The organism is Halopolyspora algeriensis, assembly GCF_003337235.1.
Lineage (GTDB): Bacteria > Actinomycetota > Actinomycetes > Mycobacteriales > Pseudonocardiaceae > Haloactinomyces > Haloactinomyces algeriensis.
In genome coordinates, this window is record NZ_QPJC01000006.1 from 63,213 (window position 1) to 80,198 (window position 16,986).

Here is a 16,986-nt window from a genome sequence, read left to right on the forward strand (position 1 = left end):
GAGGTGGCGGGCACCGTTGGCGCCAACGGCTGCGCAGCCGTCCAGTATTCCACCGTCCTCAACCACGGTGGGCCGCCTGGGAGGAGGTGGAGTCCGGAATCGGTGTGTCGCGCAGCAGACGGGCGATCTCGCCACGCAGGTGAACGAAGGTCTCGGATTCGCGAGTGGTGATCTGGTCCCGGTCGTCGCCCAGCTCCACCGGCAGGTCCGCCACGATCTCCGCGGGCGCTTGCGACAGCACCAGCACCCGATCGCCGAGGTAGACGCTCTCGTCGATGTCGTGGGTGACCAGCAGCACCGTGGTGTCCTGCTCCTTGCGCACCCGCAGCAGCAGGTCCTCCAGGTCGAACCGGGTCTGGGCGTCCACTGAGGCGAACGGTTCGTCCATGAGCAGCAGCGCGGGTCGGCACGCCAGCGCCCGCGCGATCGCCACCCGTTGCTGCATGCCGCCGGAGAGCTGCCACGGATACTTCGCCGCCGCATCCGCCAGGCCGACCCAGCCCAGCGTCTCCGTGGCGCGCTCGCGCCGTTCGGCCTTGCTCAGACCTCGGGAGCGCAGCGGGAACTCGATGTTGCCCCGCACGCTCATCCACGGAAACAGCGAGCGGCTGTAGTCCTGGAACACCACCGCCAGATCCTCGGGAACCTCCCGTACGAGATCCCCGTGCAGGTGCACCTGCCCCCGGCTCGGTTCGACGAGCCGGGCGATACATCGCAGCAGGGTGGACTTCCCGCACCCGGAGGGACCAACGATGCAGGTGAGTTCGCCGGATGCCACGGTGAACGTCAGGTCCGACATCGCGGTGTGGGCCTGCCTGCCGTCGTAGGTGTGGCCGAGCCCGGTGACGTCGAGCATGGTTCCCACTACGAAACTCCTGTCCAGCTATTGGGGGAGGGCACGCAGTACGCGCTTCTCGACGGCCGTGAGGGCGGCGTTGAGCGCGTATCCGAGTACGCCCAGCAGCACCACGCCTGCCCAGAGTTGCGTGTACTCGAACCGGAACTGTGCGAGTTGCATCGCATGGCCGATGCCGTTGGTCGACCCGACCAGTTCGGAGATCACCATCATGATCAGTGCGAGCGCGAGACTGATCCGCAACCCCGCGAAGACCTTCGGCAACGCCGCGGGCAGCACGACGCTGCCGATCCACTGCCCACGCGGGATACGGAAGGCGCGGGCCGTCTCGGTCTTGGTGACGTCGACCGCGCGGGCGCCGTCGGCGCTGTTGAGCAGGACCGGCCAGACGACTCCGAAGACGATCGTGGCGACCTGCATCCTGAATCCGATGCCGAACAGCACCAGGAACACCGGCACCAGCGCGGGCGGCGGGATCGAGCGCGCGAAGGAGAACAACGCTCCGCAGTAGGCCATGGCGGTGCCGGAGCGTCCGAGCAGCAAGCCCGCGGTCACGCCCACGACGGCGGCGATCAGCCAGCCGAGCAGCAGCCTGCTCATGCTGGGGAGGATGTCGGTGAAGACCGCCTCGGTCAGGAACATCCTGCTCGCCGGCCCGCTGAACCAGTTGCTCCACATCCGGGCACCGATTTCCAGCGGTGTCGGGAAGAACACGCTCTGCACCGGGGTGGTGACCAGTTGCCAGCCGAGGAGGCAGGCGAGGAGCACTCCCCACTGCTGGGCCGGCCGCCCGAACCGTTTCCACAGCCGAGTGGACGGGGCTGCCGCTCCTGCCGTGCTCATGTCGTTCCTCCGGCCGGGGCCCAGGTGACCCAGCGGCGCTGCATGCCCGCCATCCCGGCGTTGATCGCATAGCCCAGCAGTCCGGCGACCAGCGTGCCCGCCAGTACCTGGTCCATGCGTCCCGCGCCGCTGCCTGCGAGGTAGATGAAGTGGCCGATACCGCCGCTTGCGGGGACCAGCATCTCGGTGCTGATCAGCACGATCAGCGCTGTGCTCGCGGACAGGCGCAGGCCGGTGAGCACGAACGGCGCCACGCCCGGCAGCGTGACCCGCAGCAGGAGTTCGGGCCGGGAGATGTTGAACGCCCGGGCCGAGTCGAGCAGTTGATCATCGATCTCGCCGAGAGCGTAGATGGTGTTGAACAGCAGCGGCCACACCGCCGCGTAGACGGCGAGGAAGATCTTGGTGCCGGGGCCACCGCCGGCGATGACCACCACCAGCGGGATCAATGCCACCGAGGGGATGGGGCGGAGAAATTCCACCACCGCGCCGACCGCGTTGCGCAGGAAGGGCACGCTGCCCAGCAGCAGGCCGGCGGGTACTGCGATCGCCGCTGCGATCGCCAGCGCGATCAGCCAGGACAGCACCGTGGCGATGACGTCGAGCAGGAAGGTGCGCTCACCGAGCAGACGAGCCAGTTCCACCAGCACGACCGACGGTGGGGGCAGGTATCCCTGCGGAGCCGAACCGGAGCGGCCGACGATCTCGCACACTGCGAGAAAGCCTGCCACACCGAGCAGGGGACGAATGCTGCCGCGCATGAAGTGCCGCTCCCGAGTTGTGCCCGCTCGCACTCACTCCTTCGGCGGTGCGTGGAACAGCATGGACTCGATGTCGAACTTCTTCTTGGGGAGTTGGCCGTTGGCCTTCATCAGCCCGGTGACACGCTCCAGCCGCGAGGCATCCAGCGTGGTGGGATAGGTGCCGATCTCCACCAGGGAGGCCGTGCTCGGGTCGATCTTGGTGTAGGTGGGCAGGAGCCGCTCCACCTTGTTGCGGTCCGCGCCCGCCTCTCGCTGGGCTCGTGACATCACCCGCTGGAACTTGGCGGCGACGTCCCGGTTGTTCTCGACCCATGTGCCGGTCGCCGCGTACCCGGCGATGGGCATGTTCGCGGTGGGGCCCGAGGCGGTGTCGGCCAGTGTCTCGGCGCCGAGCTTGTGGGCCTGCGAAATGAACGGCTCGATGACCGAGATCGCGGCGACATCGTTGTTTTTGAGGGCGGTCGGCATGTCGGGGAAGTCCATGACCACGAACTCGACGTCTTCTCTGGACAGCCCGTGGAGCTTCAGCGTCGCGAGCGTGGTCAGTTCGTTGATGTTGGCCCGGGTGTTGACCGCGATCTTCTCGTTCCGGAGCCGGTCGGGGGAGGTGATGCCTCGCCCGGGGTAGCGCATCAGCAGGAACGTGCCCTTGTCGGCCTGGTAGGCATCCGAGATCGCCTTGAGATCCACGACTCCCTGTTGCTGGGCTCGGAAGAACGACACCCAGTTGCCGAAGGTGATGTCCAGGGAGCCGTTGGCCAGTTTCGGGATGCCTTTGGCGCCCCCGGAGATGGTTTTCAGCTCGACGTTGAGGCCGGCCTGCTCGAAATATCCGTTCTGTATCGCCAGGTGTAGCGGGGCCACGTCGACCGCGGGCATGGTGCCGACCGTGATCGTGGTCAGATCACCCTTGGAGTCGGTGGATCCGCCCTCCGATCCACTGAGCATCCCGCAGCCGGAGACGACGAGGAGGCTGAGACAAGCAACAAGGGCCAGAACCGCGCGGGACGGTGAGCCGCGTCTGCGGTCGGCTCGGCAAGCAGATCGAACCATCTCGGGCTCTCCGGTGATACGGGCGGGTGAAGAACGCCATGTACTCTTACTTCTTCAACACTGTGAGTCAACAGTGGAGCCCCCACTCCTCGAAAGGGTGACGCTGTTCACCTTTGATTGCTCGTCAGGCAACGGAACGGAGCCGTGAGAGCGCGCCCGGCTCCTTCGAGACGCTCCGGCGAGAGAGGCTGCCGGATCGATACCGATCGCTGCCGACGAGGTGATCGGAATCGCAGCGGACGCAGGTTTTCGACGGTGGTGAGCGCGAGGGAAACGTAAACCACCTGAATGGCTGAACCTGGAAGGGATCGGGTCACATTGCGTACTGGTGCCCCACTTCCCCGTTCGTCGTCGACGCCAGTACGCTGGCCTCGCCCATGGGAGTGACCCAGCCCGTACTCCTGTGCGGTGAGGGGGTCGGTGGCCTGAGCGGTTACCATCCCATGAGCTGCAAATTTCGGCTTTTGTGTCGGCCGGTGAATGCGTCGGCGCGGCACGTGCCCCGCGACTGTCGGAATGAGGAAGCCCGGAGTGGCCCGAGGAGACAAAGGCTCCGATCGTCTCGACATGGTCGGCTCAGCGGACTCTCGTGCACCCTCAAAGGGTGACGAGTCGATTACTGCTGGTGAAGATGATGTGTCGTCGTCCACGCAGGGATCCTCGACCCGGAGTGGCGGCCTCGGTTCGGCCGGTGCCCACAACACCGGCCGCGGTTTCGGCGGTCTGCGGTCCATACGCGACTGGCGGCTGCGGACCAAACTCCTCGTGGTCATGCTGATTCCGTCGATCGCGGCACTGGTTCTGGGGGCTCTGCAGGTTCGCTCCGCGTACGTGCAGGTGCAAGACCTCGCCGGAAACAGTCGCCAGGTCGAGCTGTACTCCAGCGCCCTGTCGGTCATGCACGAGCTGCAGCGCGAGCGCGACCTCACGGTTGCCTACATCGCCTCGGGCCGGACAGCCGGCAGAGCCGAGCTGGACGAGCAGCGAGCCGCCGTGGACCGCGAGATCTCCCGGTTCCGTTCCGACATCGATCGGGTACGCAACGGTTCGCATCCCGAAGTGGCCGACCGGTTCCGCAGAGCCGCATCCAGCCTCGACCGCCTCGCTTCGCTGCGCCAGGTCACCGACAACACGCAATACCCCGTCGACGCTGCTCTGCGGGCCTACACCGGCATCGTGGACAGCCTGCTGCATCTGGGCGAGCAGGACATCAAACGGATCGACAACCCCGAGGTCGTCCGCCTCGTCCTGGCAGCCAGCGCGATGTCCCATGTCAAGGAACAGGAATCCACCAAACGGGCGCTGCTGGCCGCGGTGCTGCACGGCGGTGGTTTCGAGCCGGGTGAACAACGGAGGCTGCTCGCCGCCGACACGGCGCTGGATGCGGCCTTGCACGACTTCCGGAAGTGGGCCACTCCCGCGCAGTTGCAGCTCTACAACGACACCGTGGCCGGTGTGGCTGTGGACCAGGCAAGCACCATCGAGGAAACGGCGCTCGTGCGGGCCCAGTCCGGCGAGCAGCTCACCGACCTGTCGTCGCAGGAGTGGCTGCAGACCTCCACCGAGACCGTCAACCTGACGTACCGGGTGGGGCAGCAGTTGCACGGGCAGGTGCAGGACAGAGTGGACGAACTCGCCGGTGAGGCACGTACCCGGATGTACCTCTCGGCGGGGCTGGTCCTCGGTGCTTTGGTGCTGGCCTCCACGATCGCCTTGCTCGTGGCCCGCTCGCTGTTGCTGCCACTGCGGACCCTGCGCCGGTCGGCCCTGGAGGTGGCCGACAACCGGTTGCCCGATGCGGTGAACTCGATCCTCGACGAATCGACCCCGGAAATCTCCTCCCGTGGCCGGATCGAACCGATCCCGGTACACACCAGGGAGGAGATCGGGCGGGTGGCCCGCTCGTTCGATGCCGTGCATTCACAGGCGCTGCGTCTGGCTTCCGAACAGGCACTGCTGCGCAACAACGTCAACGATCTGTTCGTCAACCTGGCACGGCGCAGCCAGACCCTGGTGCAGCGTCAGCTCTCGCTCATCGACCGCCTCGAGCAGGACGAGCAGGATCCGGACCAGCTCAGCAGTCTGTTCGAACTGGACCATCTCGCCACCCGGATGCGGCGCAACAACGAGAACCTGCTGATTCTGGGCGGCACCGACCTGACCCGGCGCACGATACGTCCCGTTCCGCTGGCCGAGGTCGTCGGTGCCGCGGTCTCCGAGGTGGAGCAATACGCGCGGATCGCCATCGCCGATGCTCCCGAGCTTGCGATCCAGGGCCGCATCGTCAACGACGTGGTGCACCTGATCGCCGAGTTGCTGGAGAACGCCACCGTATTCTCCAACCCGGACACCGAGGTCACCGTCCGGACCGCCTATCGCCAGCAGGAACTCGTTCTGGAGATTCGCGACCGCGGAGTGGGCATCGACCCCGTGGAGCTGTCCGACATCAACGATCGGCTGATCCGGCCACCGGAAGTGGATGTCGCGGTTTCCCGCCGCATGGGGCTTTACGTGGTCGGCCAGCTCTCGCGGCGGCACGACATCGGCGTCGAGTTGCACAACAACGACGACCTCGAAGGTGGCGTCACCGCGACGGTTCACCTGTCCGGGGAGTACGTGCTCCAGCTCACCGCGGACGGTCCCGTGCCGATGCCGGACATGCAACGGGCGGCGGCTCACGACCGGCGTGATGCGCTCGTCGACAGCGGCTCCCAGGGCGGAGTCGCCGCGGCCTTCGGGCACGGTGGAACCGCACGCGCCCTCACCGAGCCGCCCACCGAGAGGGCCGTGCCGGTGAGCGGCCACGGTGCGCAGGCGCCGGCCGCGGAGGACGAAGACGCTTCGTGGCCGGATTCCGAGGCGGCGGACGAACCGGCCACCCAGTACTCCGTGCAGGTTGCTGCGGGACATTCCTACGGGGCGACCGATATCCCGCACTGGAACGCGGATTCCGGCACGGTGGCTCCCGAGGGGAGCGGAGAGCTCGCTCGGGACGAGGTCTCCGATGCCGAATGGCCGAGCGAAGATGTCGCCGTGGACCGCGACATCCCCGAGGTGTACGACGGGCAGTGCGGTGCTCCCCCGGGGGTCGAAGGCCCTGCGAGCCTGTTCCACAGTCCCCTCGAAACCGAGAAGACGACCCAGTTCGCACCGACCACCGACGATCGGGAGCCGGAAGGGCACATAGGGGGTGCTCTGGCGCCTGCGGACAGCGGTGTTCCGGAGCAGGAGCAGTCGGCGGGCGTGCAGCCGGAGGCCGCCGCCCGCGACATGGACGACGCGCCGACCGAGCGCCTACCGATTTACGAGGCCGTGCTCTCCCAGTGGTTCCGTGAACCCGAAGAGGAGGATGGTGCTTCTCCGGTGGCTCCCGACACCGCGGAGGAGAAAGCCGACGGTGCCGGGACGGCCTTGCCGGAGGATGTCGCGAGCCGGACGAACAGCGGCTTCCCCGCCTTCGATGCGGACCCGCCCCGGAACGGGGAGCATGGCCGGAACACGTCCGCCGAGACGGTGGAGGATCTCGCCGGAGCCGGTACGGCCGGAACCGGCGAAGTCGGCACCCGTAACGGCACGGATCTCTCACCCGATCGAGGTGACCCGCTCCAGGGGGTATTCGCCGAGGAGAACGAGCACGTCGACAGGAGTGCTCGCAACGGTTCGGAATACCCGGGCGGACCGATCGGGGAACCGGAACCGAACGGATCGGCTCCCGAGGCGGAGCCGGCTGAGGAGCCGCGGGTCGGGCGGCGGGCTGCGACCCGGGAGCAGCGGAACCGCGTTGCCGAGGAGCGGCAGGCTGCCGAGCCCGGCTGGGGAGCCGGCGACGCGGGCTGGCAGGCCGCCGAGGCGCTCATGGAGCAGTACGATCAGGAGCAGGAGACGACTTCGGCAGGACTGCCCAAGCGCAGACCCCAGTCTCACCTGGTTCCGGGTTCCGCCACGGTCCGGCTGCAGTCCCCGCCGCCGGAGAATCCCGCCAAGCCTCGCTCGGCCGAAGCCGTGCGTGGCAGGATGTCGAATTTTCAGCAAGGCGTCCAGCGTGGCCGGCACGCCAAGATCGACGATGAACCGGCCTCGACCGAACAGTCCCACTCGATCTCGAGTCGTCACGAGGAGCAGGAGTGACTGGGTCCGCCCACCAACCCATGAGCAGCAGCAACTTCAGTTGGCTGATTACCGACTTCGTGCGCCGGGTTCCCGGTGTCGCGCACTCGGTCGTGGTCTCAGCGGACGGACTGCTGCTCGCAGGCTCGCAGGGTTTGCCCCGCGACCGTGCCGAGCAGCTCTCCGCGGTCGCGTCCGGCCTGGCCAGCTTGACTCAGGGAGCAGCGCGATGTTTCGAGGCCGGTGATGTCACCCAGACCGTCGTCGAGATGGAACAGGGCTACTTGTTCCTGATGTCGATCAGCGATGGATCGTGCCTGGCGGTGCTGGCGGCTCCCAACGCCGACATCGGCCTGGTCGCCTACGAGATGACCCTCCTCGTGGAGCGGGTCGGTCGCCAGCTCACACCGGAGCTGCGCGCGCAGTTGCAGGGGATGAGCCGATGAGTACCGCCGCGGGAGCCGAGGGGAGTTCACCATGAGCGGGGGTGCCGATCCCAACTGGGACGGTGATCTTTTCCGGTTGTACAGCAAACGGATGGGGCCGGGTTCCTGGCAGGACGATTTCCTCGACGGTTCGAGTGCGGAGGAGGCGGACTTCGGCTCCTCCGCACCGTTCGAGAGAACAGGTGACCAGGAGTATGGTCTGTTCGGCGGGCCGGGAGCCGACCTGTTCGGCTCCGGTTACGGCTCGGAGCAGGCGGAGGCCGATGCCCGGTCCGGGCCGGAGCAGTACCCGGAGGGCGGCCCCGCCTCGATGCCGTCGATCTCCCAGCCGATGTCCCCGCTCTCGGGCTCCATGCCCTCCATTTCCGGATCGATGCCGTCCATACCCGATCAGGGGGCGGTCGAGGACGCCGGGAGTGAGACCGGCTCGCTGATGCGGCCGTACGCGCGCACCCGGGGCCGTACCCGAGCGGAATACGATCTGGCTATCGAGACGCTGGTGTCCACCAGCGAACGCGGTCGTACCCAGGCCGCGCAGTCCAAGCCCGAGCATCGCTCCATCTGCGGGCTGTGTACGGATGCCCGCTCGGTGGCCGAGATCTCGGCCCACCTGCGCCTCCCCCTCGGCGTGGTGCGGGTGCTGGTCGGTGACATGGCCGGTCTTGGCCTGGTGCAGATTCATGACAGTGGAATGGTCGTGGGCGACCGGCCGTCCATGGAGTTCTTGGAAAGGGTTCTCAGTGGGCTACGCAAGCTCTGATCCTCCCGGGATGGCCGGAGGCCACGGCAGCGAGAAGACCTCGACGAAGATCGTGGTCGCCGGTGGCTTCGGCGTCGGTAAGACGACGCTGGTGGGGTCGGTTTCCGAGATCGTTCCGCTGACCACCGAAGCGGTCATGACCGAAGCGAGCGTGGGGGTCGACGACCTCTCCGCGACTCCGGACAAGTCGACCACGACCGTGGCGATGGACTTCGGTCGTGTCTCGCTGGACTCCGATCTCATCCTGTACCTGTTCGGCACGCCGGGCCAGCACCGCTTCTGGTTCATGTGGGACGACCTGGTGCGCGGTGCGATCGGAGCCGTGGTGCTCGTCGACACCCGCAGGCTCGCGGACGCGTTCGCCTCGATCGACTTCTTCGACGATCGGCAGTTGCCCTACGTCGTCGCGGTGAACACCTTCGACGGCGTGCTGCATCACCGCGTGGAGGATGTGCGGGAAGCACTGACCATCGACGAGTCGGTGCCCATCCTGTGTTGCGATGCTCGCAGCAAGGATTCGACCAAGGAAACGCTGATCACGTTGGTGCAGCATTCCATGCGGCAGCACATGGCCACCGCATAGCGGGTCCTTTCAAAAGAATCTCTTGTCGCTCGAGTGCTCAGCCTGAGCAGGATGACCAGCTCCGGCGTCTCATTTGGATGCATTGCAAGGCAGAAGGACACGTGATGTAGGTGGCTACCTGATGTGTCCTTCAACGCCGCAAGGCGCCAAATGAGGCGGCGGTTCAGCAACCACTCGAGCAAGCTGCCAGAACCATTCTTTCCTCACTCCTCGACGACTGCCACCGAGGTAATGCGGTGCAGCGGGAAACTGCCCACCTCCCCACGAGCGCGGTCGAATCCCTGCAGCACGCCACCTCCGACACTGACCGGCTCCACGACGCGCTGTGTCGCCCCACCCTGGGCATCGACGAAGCCGAGCCAGACGCTCCGGTTCTGCCGTGCCGCGTCCCGCAGCAGTTCCAGAGTCGCCGTGGCGCTGGGGCGCCCGCGTTCGGGGATCACGGCGTTGCCACGCCGGGTGGCTGCCGCGCGATCGCCCGCCCGCATCGTGCGCACCCTTTCCGCGAGTTGCTCCTCGTCGGGCACCGAAGGGGCAGTCGGTGACTGTGCTGCCCGACTTCGCGCGCGCACGCGCCGTGCACCGGGCCGCAGGTCCAGAACCTGACCGTCCGGCCCTTCGGCCACGGGAGCGAATCCCGCTGTCTGCAGCCCGCTGACGACGTCGCTCAGCGGCAGCGGGCTGATCAGGACTGTCGGTGCGATCCTGCGCAGCCCCAGCTCGGACACTCCCGGATTGGCGAGCACCTCGGCGAGGAGGACGGGATCGTCGCAGCGCAGGAAAGTCGATGCGGTACCCGCGCGGAGCCGCCCGTGCCTGCGGGCGACATCGTCGACGAGATAGGTCAGCGACTGCGGCACCGGGGTGCGCGAGCGGTCCCGAAACAGGGCGTGCAGGTCGTCGGCACTGCGTCCGGCATCCAGTGCGCGCCGGATGCTGGATTCGCCGACCCGGTACACGGTGGCGCTGCCCGCGGACTCGACGTCGGCGACGAGGTTCATCTCGGAGGCCAGGTCCGGTTCCAGGCGTCCGGGCGCGACCACGGTCAGATCGGCCTGCACCAGCACGTGGTCGAGCGGTTCCGGCAGAGCCGCACCCAGGAGTCGCGCCGCCTCGGTCGCGTCGCCTTCAAGCAGTGCACGCCCGGCGGTGGTCAATCCCCCGAGCGCGATGATCCCCAGCGCGGTGGCCTCGGACAAGGACCAGTGCACGAAGTCGTCACGCAATCTCCCACCCCGCCTCGGTGCCCGCCAGGCCAGGACCGCTGCGGCGTTGCCGGGATCGCGCACCCCGTGCCCGGAGGGCAGTTCGTCGAGCAGGTTCAGGGCACGGCGCCTTTCCTCCGGCGCCTGCGGCCGCCGCAGATCCTCCGAGAGAGGGCCGATCAGCCGCTCCTTGTCGTCACGTGCGCCCACGAGCCCGGGAATCCTGGGCAGGTCCAGCCAGGCCCTGGCCAGCAGGGACCAGCGTTGTTCGGGCGCGGCGGCCAACCACGTGTCGGCCTGGACGGTGGGTACCCATTCCGGCTCGTCGCCCTCGCTCTCGGCGATCAGCCCCGCGGCGACGGCGATCTCCACGAGCAGCGCGAGCCGGTTCTCGTCGAGGCCCAGCGCCTTGCCGGTCCGGCGCAGGTCCCGGACTCCCACCCCGCCCGAGCGCAGCACGTCGGGTGGTTGCTCGCCCCAGGCCTCGATCAGCAGTTCGGTGTGCCGGGACAGTTCCAGTACCTCGCCGGCTGCGGTGCTGTCGATCGCGGATTGGCCGTGGTCGGCGGAATCGAGCAGTGGCTCCTCGGGTTCGACGGTCCCCATCGGCCGGTTGCCGCGCACGGCCAGGGCCAGTTGCCGGGGAAGTTCCACCGTGGCGCTGTCCCGACGCAGCAGCAGGTCCCCGGCGAGCAGGCGCTGAACGGGGGTGCGCTGCTGCTCTGCGGGAAGGGGAATGCCCGCGTCCCTCGTCCGCCCCACCGGTGGACCCTCGGCCAGCGCGTCGACCAGTTTCCGCTCCTCCTCGTCGAGAGTCTCCAGCACCTCCCGTGCCCGAGCCTCGGTGAGGTCCGGGGCGGCCCTGCCGAGCCCGCCCGGAAACGTCGAGATCGTCTCGCGCACGGCCGGGAGCAGCGACAATTGCGCCTCCTCGCCCCAGACGAGCGCGCGTTCACGCAGTGCGGCCAGTGAGCGCCGCACGCGCTCCGGTGTGATGTCCTCACCGAGGAAATCCGCGAGCGCGGCGATCGACACCGGCGACTCGTCGGCGTCGAGCAGGACGAGCGCCTCCAGCGTGGACAACATGAACGAGTCGAGGTCCTCGTAGGTCCGGGCCACCGAGGAACGCACATCCACGCGAGTGGCCAGCACCGACACGTCGGCGGGTGCGGGCGTGGCCAGATCGGGTCTGGCCCGCAGCAGCGCCAGCAACTCGTCGTCGCCGCGGGCACGGAGCCAGTCCACCAAAGAGGGCCGGTCCGACCGGGGGGAGTCCGCTCGTGAGCTACCGGGCATCCCTGCCAAGATACCGTTTGAACGGGGACACCGACCGAGGCAGTCGGCGAGGACAGCGCCGCTTGCCGAAGCCCGATGCAGGAAGCCGGGGCGGGTCGGGCAAACTGGAACCCGAAAGGTACTCGGGTCAGGAGGATGACGTGGCGAAAGCGAACAAGGCGGGTAACGAGCGCATCGATCCGACGTGGCCGCAGTCCGGGGAGAACGACGACGTCCCGGTCAGCGAGCTCGCCACCGACCGGCAGGGTGCCATGTCGCCGTTCGGTGACGTCGCTTTTCCGCTGCCGGAGGAGGACCTTCCCTACCGGCATCCGGTGACCAGGATCAACAAGTGATCGTGACCACCCGGTGAGCGATCATTCACATTTCAGCACGACAGGGGGGCACCATGGCGGTTCCGGGGCCGGGTTATTCGATCACCGTTCGCGTGGAGGCTCCGCCGTCGGCCAGCGCGGCCGGTGACCTGACCAGCGCTGTCGGCCGCGCCGGCGGTGTGATCACGGCGTTCGACGTCGTCGAGTCCCACGCTGACCGCATCGTGGTCGACATCACCTGCAATGCCCTGTCTTCCGACCATGCCGAAGACCTCACCGATGTCCTGCGCGCGCTGCCCGGTGTCGGGGTCCGCAAGGTCTCCGACCGGACATTCCTGGTGCATCTCGGTGGCAAGATCGAGGTCAATTCCAAGGTCGCCCTGTCCAATCGAGACGACCTCTCCCGCGCCTACACCCCCGGGGTGGCGCGGGTGTGCACGGCGATCGCGGACAACCCCGAGGATGCCCGTCGCCTGACCGTCAAGCGCAACAGCGTCGCCGTGGTCACCGACGGTTCCGCGGTTCTGGGGCTCGGCAACATCGGCCCGGAGGCCGCGCTGCCGGTCATGGAGGGCAAGGCGGCCCTGTTCAAGAAGTTCGCCGGTGTCAACGCCTGGCCGGTGTGTCTGAACACGCAGGACCCGGATGAGGTCGTCCGCGCGGTCGAACTCATCGCCCCCGTCTACGGCGGTATCAACCTGGAGGACATCGCCGCACCGCACTGCTTCGAGATCGAACGGCGTCTGCGGGACAAGCTCGACATCCCCGTGTTCCACGACGACCAGCACGGTACGGCGATCGTCGTGCTCGGCGCCCTGCGCAACGCGTTGCGCGTGGTCGACAAGGACATCACCGACTGCCGTGTCGTGGTCTGCGGAGTGGGCGCAGCCGGATCGGCGATCATTCGCCTGCTGCAGCACAAGCAGCCCCGCGATGTCATCGCCGCCGATATCGACGGCATCGTGCACAGCGGGCGAGGCGACACCGATGCCAATCTGCGCTCGATCGCCGAAAGCACGAACGCGCAGGGGCGGACCGGCGGCCTCGGCGACGCGGTGGCCGGTGCCGACGTGTTCATCGGTGTGTCGGCCCCCAACCTGCTCAGTGCCGAGCAGGTTGCCACGATGAATCCCGGCGCGATCGTGTTCGCGCTGGCCAATCCCGACCCGGAAATCGATCCGCTGGAGGCGCAGCAGCACGCCGCGGTGGTGGCCACCGGCCGCAGCGACTACCCGAACCAGATCAACAACGTGTTGGCGTTTCCGGGTTTCTTCCGCGGTCTGCTCGATGCTCATGCGCGCGAGATCACCGACGAGATGATGCTCGCCGCCGCGGACACGGTCGCCGACGTCGTCGACAGCAACGACCGGGTCAACGCTTCGTTCATCGTGCCCAGCGTGTTCGACACCTCGGTGGCACCCGCCGTGGCCGAAGCGGTGCGTCGCGTGGTGGCTTCCGAACGGCAGGAGGCCGAGTCGGTGACCGCGGCGTCGAGCGACGCGGCCATTCCCGGTGCCCCGGCGGGGAGCTCGAAGTCCTGAGCACCCGTGGCCGGGTCGGCACGGCCTTCCGGCCGGGCAGCCGTTGACTCACCGGGCATGGCGGCTGTTCTAGGGTCGGTGTATGGCCCAGCAGGACGGCAACCAGGGACTCACACACGTCGACGAAGTCGGTGCGGCCCGCATGGTCGATGTCTCGGAAAAGCGGACGAGCGCCCGCACGGCGATCGCCACCGGCATCGTACGGACCACCGAGGAGGTGGTCGGGTTGTTGCGCAGCGACGAGCTCCCCAAGGGTGATGCGTTGGCCACCGCCCGGATAGCGGGCATCATGGCCGCCAAACGAACTCCGGACCTGGTTCCACTGTGTCACCCGATCGCGCTCTCGGGGGTGCAGGTGGCTCTCGAGACCGGTGATGCCGAGGTGCGGATCACGGCCACGGTGCGCACCACCGACCGGACCGGTGTCGAGATGGAGGCGTTGACGGCCGTGACCGGTGCGGGACTCGCCTTGCATGACATGATCAAAGCCGTGGACCCCGCTGCCGTCCTCGACGGCGTCCGCGTGGAACGCAAGGAAGGCGGGAAGACCGGCACCTGGGTGCGCGACACGGAGGAGGAGGGCCAATGACCGCACGTACCGCCCGTGTGGTGGCGGCATCGAACCGGGCGGCCGCCGGGGTGTACGAGGATCGGACCGGGCCCGTCATCGCCGACTGGCTGCGCGAGCGCGGCTACGAGGTACCCGACCCCCAGGTGCTTCCGGACGGGGACCCGGTCGGACAGGCGCTGCGGCACGCCGTTGCCGAGGGCGTGCGCGTGGTCATCACGACCGGGGGCACGGGAATCAGCCCGACCGATCGCACCCCCGACGTCACCGCCGAGGTGCTCGACTACCCGATCCCGGGCCTGGCCGATGCCGTGCGCCGTGCAGGACTGCCCGACGTTCCCACCGCCGTCCTCTCCCGAGGAATCGCCGGGGTCGGTGGCAGGACGCTGATCGTCAACCTGCCCGGCTCACGAGGCGGGGTCGACGATGGCCTGCGGGTCCTCGACGGCGTCCTCGAGCACGCGGTGGATCAGGTGCTCGGCGGTGACCACGCTCCCGCGGGCCACGAGCAGGACGGAACAGACCGGGGAGCGCACGGCCGGGGACACGGCCATACCGCGACACCGGGAGAAGAGGGTGGCACGGGCGCCGAAGTGGTGCGTGCCGCCGTCACGCAGGAGCCGCTCGATGTCGACGGGCTCGCACGCCTGGTGGAGCACCGCGCTGCCGGCGCCGTGGTCACCTTCGGCGGAGTGGTGCGCGACCACGACGGCGGACGCGGCGTTCGGGAACTCGAATACGTGGGGCATCCCAGCGCCTCGGAGGTGATCACGACAGTCGCCGAGCAGATCGCGTCGCAGTGCGAGGGCGTCCGGGCCATCGCGGTGGAACACCGCCTCGGGATGCTGCGGATCGGCGAGGTTGCCCTGGCCTGTGCTGTTGCGGCCGATCATCGCAAGCAGGCATTCGAGACCTGCTCGGAACTGGTCGACGAGGTCAAGCGGCAGCTGCCGATCTGGAAGCGGCAGGTGTTCGAGGACGAGACCGAAGAGTGGGTCAACTGCCCGTGAGGGGATACCGGCGGTCTGCGTAGGTGGTTGCTGAACCGTCGTCTCGGCTCTCATCGCCAATCGCCGCCGTGGGTGCTTGAATCGCTGTCGCGGACCACGATCGTTGACTCCGTACGTACCGCAGGGGTTCCTCATGCGTGATGCCGAGGCGCTGCTGCCGAGTTGCACGCCACGGGAGATCGAGGAATGGGTGCGCCCGGAGGCGCTCGTGGCGGAGGTGTGGCTGCGATACTGCGTCCCATGCTCGTGCAGTTCCTCGCGGCGATCGGTGTGCTGGCCGTGCTGACCATGGTGCCCGGTCCGGATATGGCCGTGGTGACGAAGCGCGCCGTCGCCTCCAGCCGGCAGGACGGTCTGCGGACGGTCGGCGGCATCATCGCCGGGCTGCTGGGCTGGGGGGTGCTGACCGTGGTGGGTCTGGCCGCAGTCCTGGCCGCGTCCGCGACGGCCTACATGGTGGTCAAGGTGGCCGGGGCCGCCTACCTGGTCTTCCTCGGAATCCAAGCACTGGTGCACAGTCGCCGCGGTCGCTCAGCGGCTCCGACACCGACCGAGTCATTCTCAGCCGGCAACCCGTGGCGGACCGGTCTGGTCAGCAATCTCCTCAATCCCAAGATCGCCGTTTTCTACACCGGTCTGCTGCCCACCCTCGCGCCGTCCGGACTGTCCCCGCATGTCGGGATGGCGGTGCTGGTGCTGCTACACGCGGCACTGACCCTGGGTTGGCTCGGTGGCTACGTGCTGCTGCTGGCCAGGGCCCGCGCGTTCTTCGAACGGCCCCTCGTCCGCAGGGTCATGGAGCGGACTACCGGGGTCGTGCTGATCAGCTTCGGTGTGAAGGTCGCCGCCTCCCAGCACTGACAACCTTCACGCTCTCCGAGCGGAGTGCCTGCCCGAGCACTGTCGTCCGCGCTTGACTCCGCGACCTTCACACCCAGCAGCTGACCACAGCTCCTCCGCCCGCAGAGCGAACCCGCGGTTGGGATTCGTACGTGGCGCCAGGTGCGACCGCCGAGATAAGCAGGTGCTTCGTCCGCTCACCCGGTTGTAGCGTCCGCGTGTGGGTAGCGCCTCAGAACTGCAACGACGTTCGGGAGTCGTGTCGCACACGGCTCGTACACGGCCACGGCTGACGATGGCTCTGGGCGCCCTCGCCCTTGCCGCTCTCGTTCTCGGCGAGCAACCGACGCTGCTGCAACTGTTGGGATGCGCCCTGATGCTCACCAGCGCTTACGCAGCATCCGCGTCCAGCTCGTCCTGGCGCTGGTTCACCGGCCCCGTCAGGAGACTGCTTGGCCTCTCGTGACGTGTAAGCCTTCGACAATCGTTCGCAGCGGGAGGATCCCCTTCTGGGCAGGGGCAGACCGCCGGCGACGTGGATGTTCTGATCGGTGAGTCATCGCGCTGCTGGAGCCGGAAGACGCTCTGGTCGATCATCATCCAGGTGTCTCTTATCCGCCCGATTTTCGGCGAGTACTACGGCAACCCCCTGTGGAACCGTCCCCGGAAATGGGACGGGGCCCCACCGCTGGGGGAAGGCGGCGGGGCCCCGGGTTCATCGAGCCGGCCGGTTCGCTCGATCGCCGCACCGGAGTGATGCGCCGAGCGCCTGACCGTGCTGCCTGCCGGATCGACAGGCC

15 protein-coding genes are annotated in these 16,986 nt (G+C 67.9%); 10 read left to right on the forward strand and 5 right to left on the reverse strand.

Going from position 1 to position 16,986, the window contains the following annotated elements; all coding sequences use genetic code 11:
- Positions 1-58: 58 nt before the first annotated feature.
- Genes DFQ14_RS11130 through DFQ14_RS11145 form a run of 4 tightly spaced genes read right to left on the reverse strand, consistent with a single transcriptional unit; the run spans position 59 to position 3,516 of the window.
- Positions 59-865, reverse strand: coding sequence for an ABC transporter ATP-binding protein (locus DFQ14_RS11130; protein ID WP_114453173.1), 807 nt, complete (start codon positions 863-865; stop codon positions 59-61).
- Positions 866-883: 18 nt separating this feature from the next.
- The gene (locus DFQ14_RS11135; RefSeq protein WP_114453174.1) at positions 884-1,699 is read right to left on the reverse strand and encodes an ABC transporter permease; all 816 of its coding nucleotides are present in this window, start codon (positions 1,697-1,699) and stop codon (positions 884-886) included.
- The gene (locus DFQ14_RS11140) at positions 1,696-2,460 is read right to left on the reverse strand and encodes an ABC transporter permease (protein ID WP_114453303.1); all 765 of its coding nucleotides are present in this window, start codon (positions 2,458-2,460) and stop codon (positions 1,696-1,698) included. Before DFQ14_RS11140 ends, DFQ14_RS11135 begins: the two co-directional genes overlap by 4 nt.
- Positions 2,461-2,493: 33 nt before the next feature.
- Positions 2,494-3,516: an ABC transporter substrate-binding protein gene (locus DFQ14_RS11145; RefSeq protein ID WP_114453175.1), complete on the reverse strand. Its 1,023-nt coding sequence runs from the start codon at positions 3,514-3,516 to the stop codon at positions 2,494-2,496.
- A gap of 636 nt (positions 3,517-4,152) precedes the next feature.
- On the opposite strand from DFQ14_RS11145, the gene DFQ14_RS11150 reads away from it, so the two are divergent.
- Genes DFQ14_RS11150 through DFQ14_RS11165 form a run of 4 tightly spaced genes read left to right on the forward strand, consistent with a single transcriptional unit; the run spans position 4,153 to position 9,412 of the window.
- Positions 4,153-7,644, forward strand: a complete 3,492-nt coding sequence (locus DFQ14_RS11150; protein WP_158546689.1) for a sensor histidine kinase — start codon at positions 4,153-4,155, stop codon at positions 7,642-7,644.
- On the forward strand, positions 7,641-8,069 hold the full coding sequence (locus DFQ14_RS11155) for a roadblock/LC7 domain-containing protein (protein ID WP_114453177.1): 429 nt from the start codon (positions 7,641-7,643) through the stop codon (positions 8,067-8,069). Before DFQ14_RS11150 ends, DFQ14_RS11155 begins: the two co-directional genes overlap by 4 nt.
- Before the next feature lie 31 nt (positions 8,070-8,100).
- Complete coding sequence (locus DFQ14_RS11160; RefSeq protein ID WP_114453178.1) at positions 8,101-8,829, forward strand: DUF742 domain-containing protein; 729 nt, start codon at positions 8,101-8,103, stop codon at positions 8,827-8,829.
- Positions 8,810-9,412 (forward strand): GTP-binding protein, encoded by a 603-nt coding sequence (locus DFQ14_RS11165; RefSeq protein ID WP_420810155.1) that lies wholly within the window; start codon positions 8,810-8,812, stop codon positions 9,410-9,412. Before DFQ14_RS11160 ends, DFQ14_RS11165 begins: the two co-directional genes overlap by 20 nt.
- 203 nt (positions 9,413-9,615) lie before the next feature.
- Here DFQ14_RS11165 and DFQ14_RS11170 read toward each other — a convergent pair whose 3' ends face one another.
- On the reverse strand, positions 9,616-11,913 hold the full coding sequence (locus DFQ14_RS11170; protein WP_114453180.1) for a helicase-associated domain-containing protein: 2,298 nt from the start codon (positions 11,911-11,913) through the stop codon (positions 9,616-9,618).
- Positions 11,914-12,053: 140 nt separating this feature from the next.
- Here DFQ14_RS11170 and DFQ14_RS11175 point away from each other — a divergent pair, with 140 nt between their 5' ends.
- From DFQ14_RS11175 to DFQ14_RS11200, 6 genes are all read left to right on the forward strand, one after another.
- On the forward strand, positions 12,054-12,248 hold the full coding sequence (locus DFQ14_RS11175; RefSeq protein ID WP_114453181.1) for a hypothetical protein: 195 nt from the start codon (positions 12,054-12,056) through the stop codon (positions 12,246-12,248).
- 53 nt (positions 12,249-12,301) lie between these two features.
- On the forward strand, positions 12,302-13,768 hold the full coding sequence (locus DFQ14_RS11180; protein ID WP_114453182.1) for an NAD-dependent malic enzyme: 1,467 nt from the start codon (positions 12,302-12,304) through the stop codon (positions 13,766-13,768).
- 82 nt (positions 13,769-13,850) lie between these two features.
- Complete coding sequence (moaC, locus tag DFQ14_RS11185; RefSeq protein WP_114453183.1) at positions 13,851-14,357, forward strand: cyclic pyranopterin monophosphate synthase MoaC; 507 nt, start codon at positions 13,851-13,853, stop codon at positions 14,355-14,357.
- Entirely contained in the window at positions 14,354-15,346 is a 993-nt protein-coding gene (locus tag DFQ14_RS11190; protein WP_114453184.1) for a molybdenum cofactor biosynthesis protein MoaE, read from the forward strand. The genes moaC and DFQ14_RS11190 overlap by 4 nt, the downstream gene beginning before the upstream one ends.
- Before the next feature lie 240 nt (positions 15,347-15,586).
- The gene (locus tag DFQ14_RS11195; protein WP_114453185.1) at positions 15,587-16,207 is read left to right on the forward strand and encodes a LysE family translocator; all 621 of its coding nucleotides are present in this window, start codon (positions 15,587-15,589) and stop codon (positions 16,205-16,207) included.
- A 199-nt stretch (positions 16,208-16,406) separates the two neighbouring features.
- Positions 16,407-16,652, forward strand: coding sequence for a hypothetical protein (locus tag DFQ14_RS11200; protein ID WP_179951544.1), 246 nt, complete (start codon positions 16,407-16,409; stop codon positions 16,650-16,652).
- Positions 16,653-16,986 lie beyond the last annotated feature (334 nt).

What these genes read in the sequence shown, in the direction of transcription:
- DFQ14_RS11190 (WP_114453184.1), top strand. Translation starts at nt 14,354, where the DNA reads ATGACCGCACGTACCGCCCGTGTGGTGGCGGCATCGAACCGGGCGGCC.
- DFQ14_RS11140 (WP_114453303.1), bottom strand. Translation starts at nt 2,460, where the DNA reads ATGCGCGGCAGCATTCGTCCCCTGCTCGGTGTGGCAGGCTTTCTCGCA.
- moaC (WP_114453183.1), top strand. Translation starts at nt 13,851, where the DNA reads ATGGCCCAGCAGGACGGCAACCAGGGACTCACACACGTCGACGAAGTC.
- DFQ14_RS11160 (WP_114453178.1), top strand. Translation starts at nt 8,101, where the DNA reads ATGAGCGGGGGTGCCGATCCCAACTGGGACGGTGATCTTTTCCGGTTG.
- DFQ14_RS11195 (WP_114453185.1), top strand. Translation starts at nt 15,587, where the DNA reads ATGCTCGTGCAGTTCCTCGCGGCGATCGGTGTGCTGGCCGTGCTGACC.
- DFQ14_RS11145 (WP_114453175.1), bottom strand. Translation starts at nt 3,516, where the DNA reads ATGGTTCGATCTGCTTGCCGAGCCGACCGCAGACGCGGCTCACCGTCC.
- DFQ14_RS11180 (WP_114453182.1), top strand. Translation starts at nt 12,302, where the DNA reads ATGGCGGTTCCGGGGCCGGGTTATTCGATCACCGTTCGCGTGGAGGCT.
- DFQ14_RS11170 (WP_114453180.1), bottom strand. Translation starts at nt 11,913, where the DNA reads ATGCCCGGTAGCTCACGAGCGGACTCCCCCCGGTCGGACCGGCCCTCT.
- DFQ14_RS11135 (WP_114453174.1), bottom strand. Translation starts at nt 1,699, where the DNA reads ATGAGCACGGCAGGAGCGGCAGCCCCGTCCACTCGGCTGTGGAAACGG.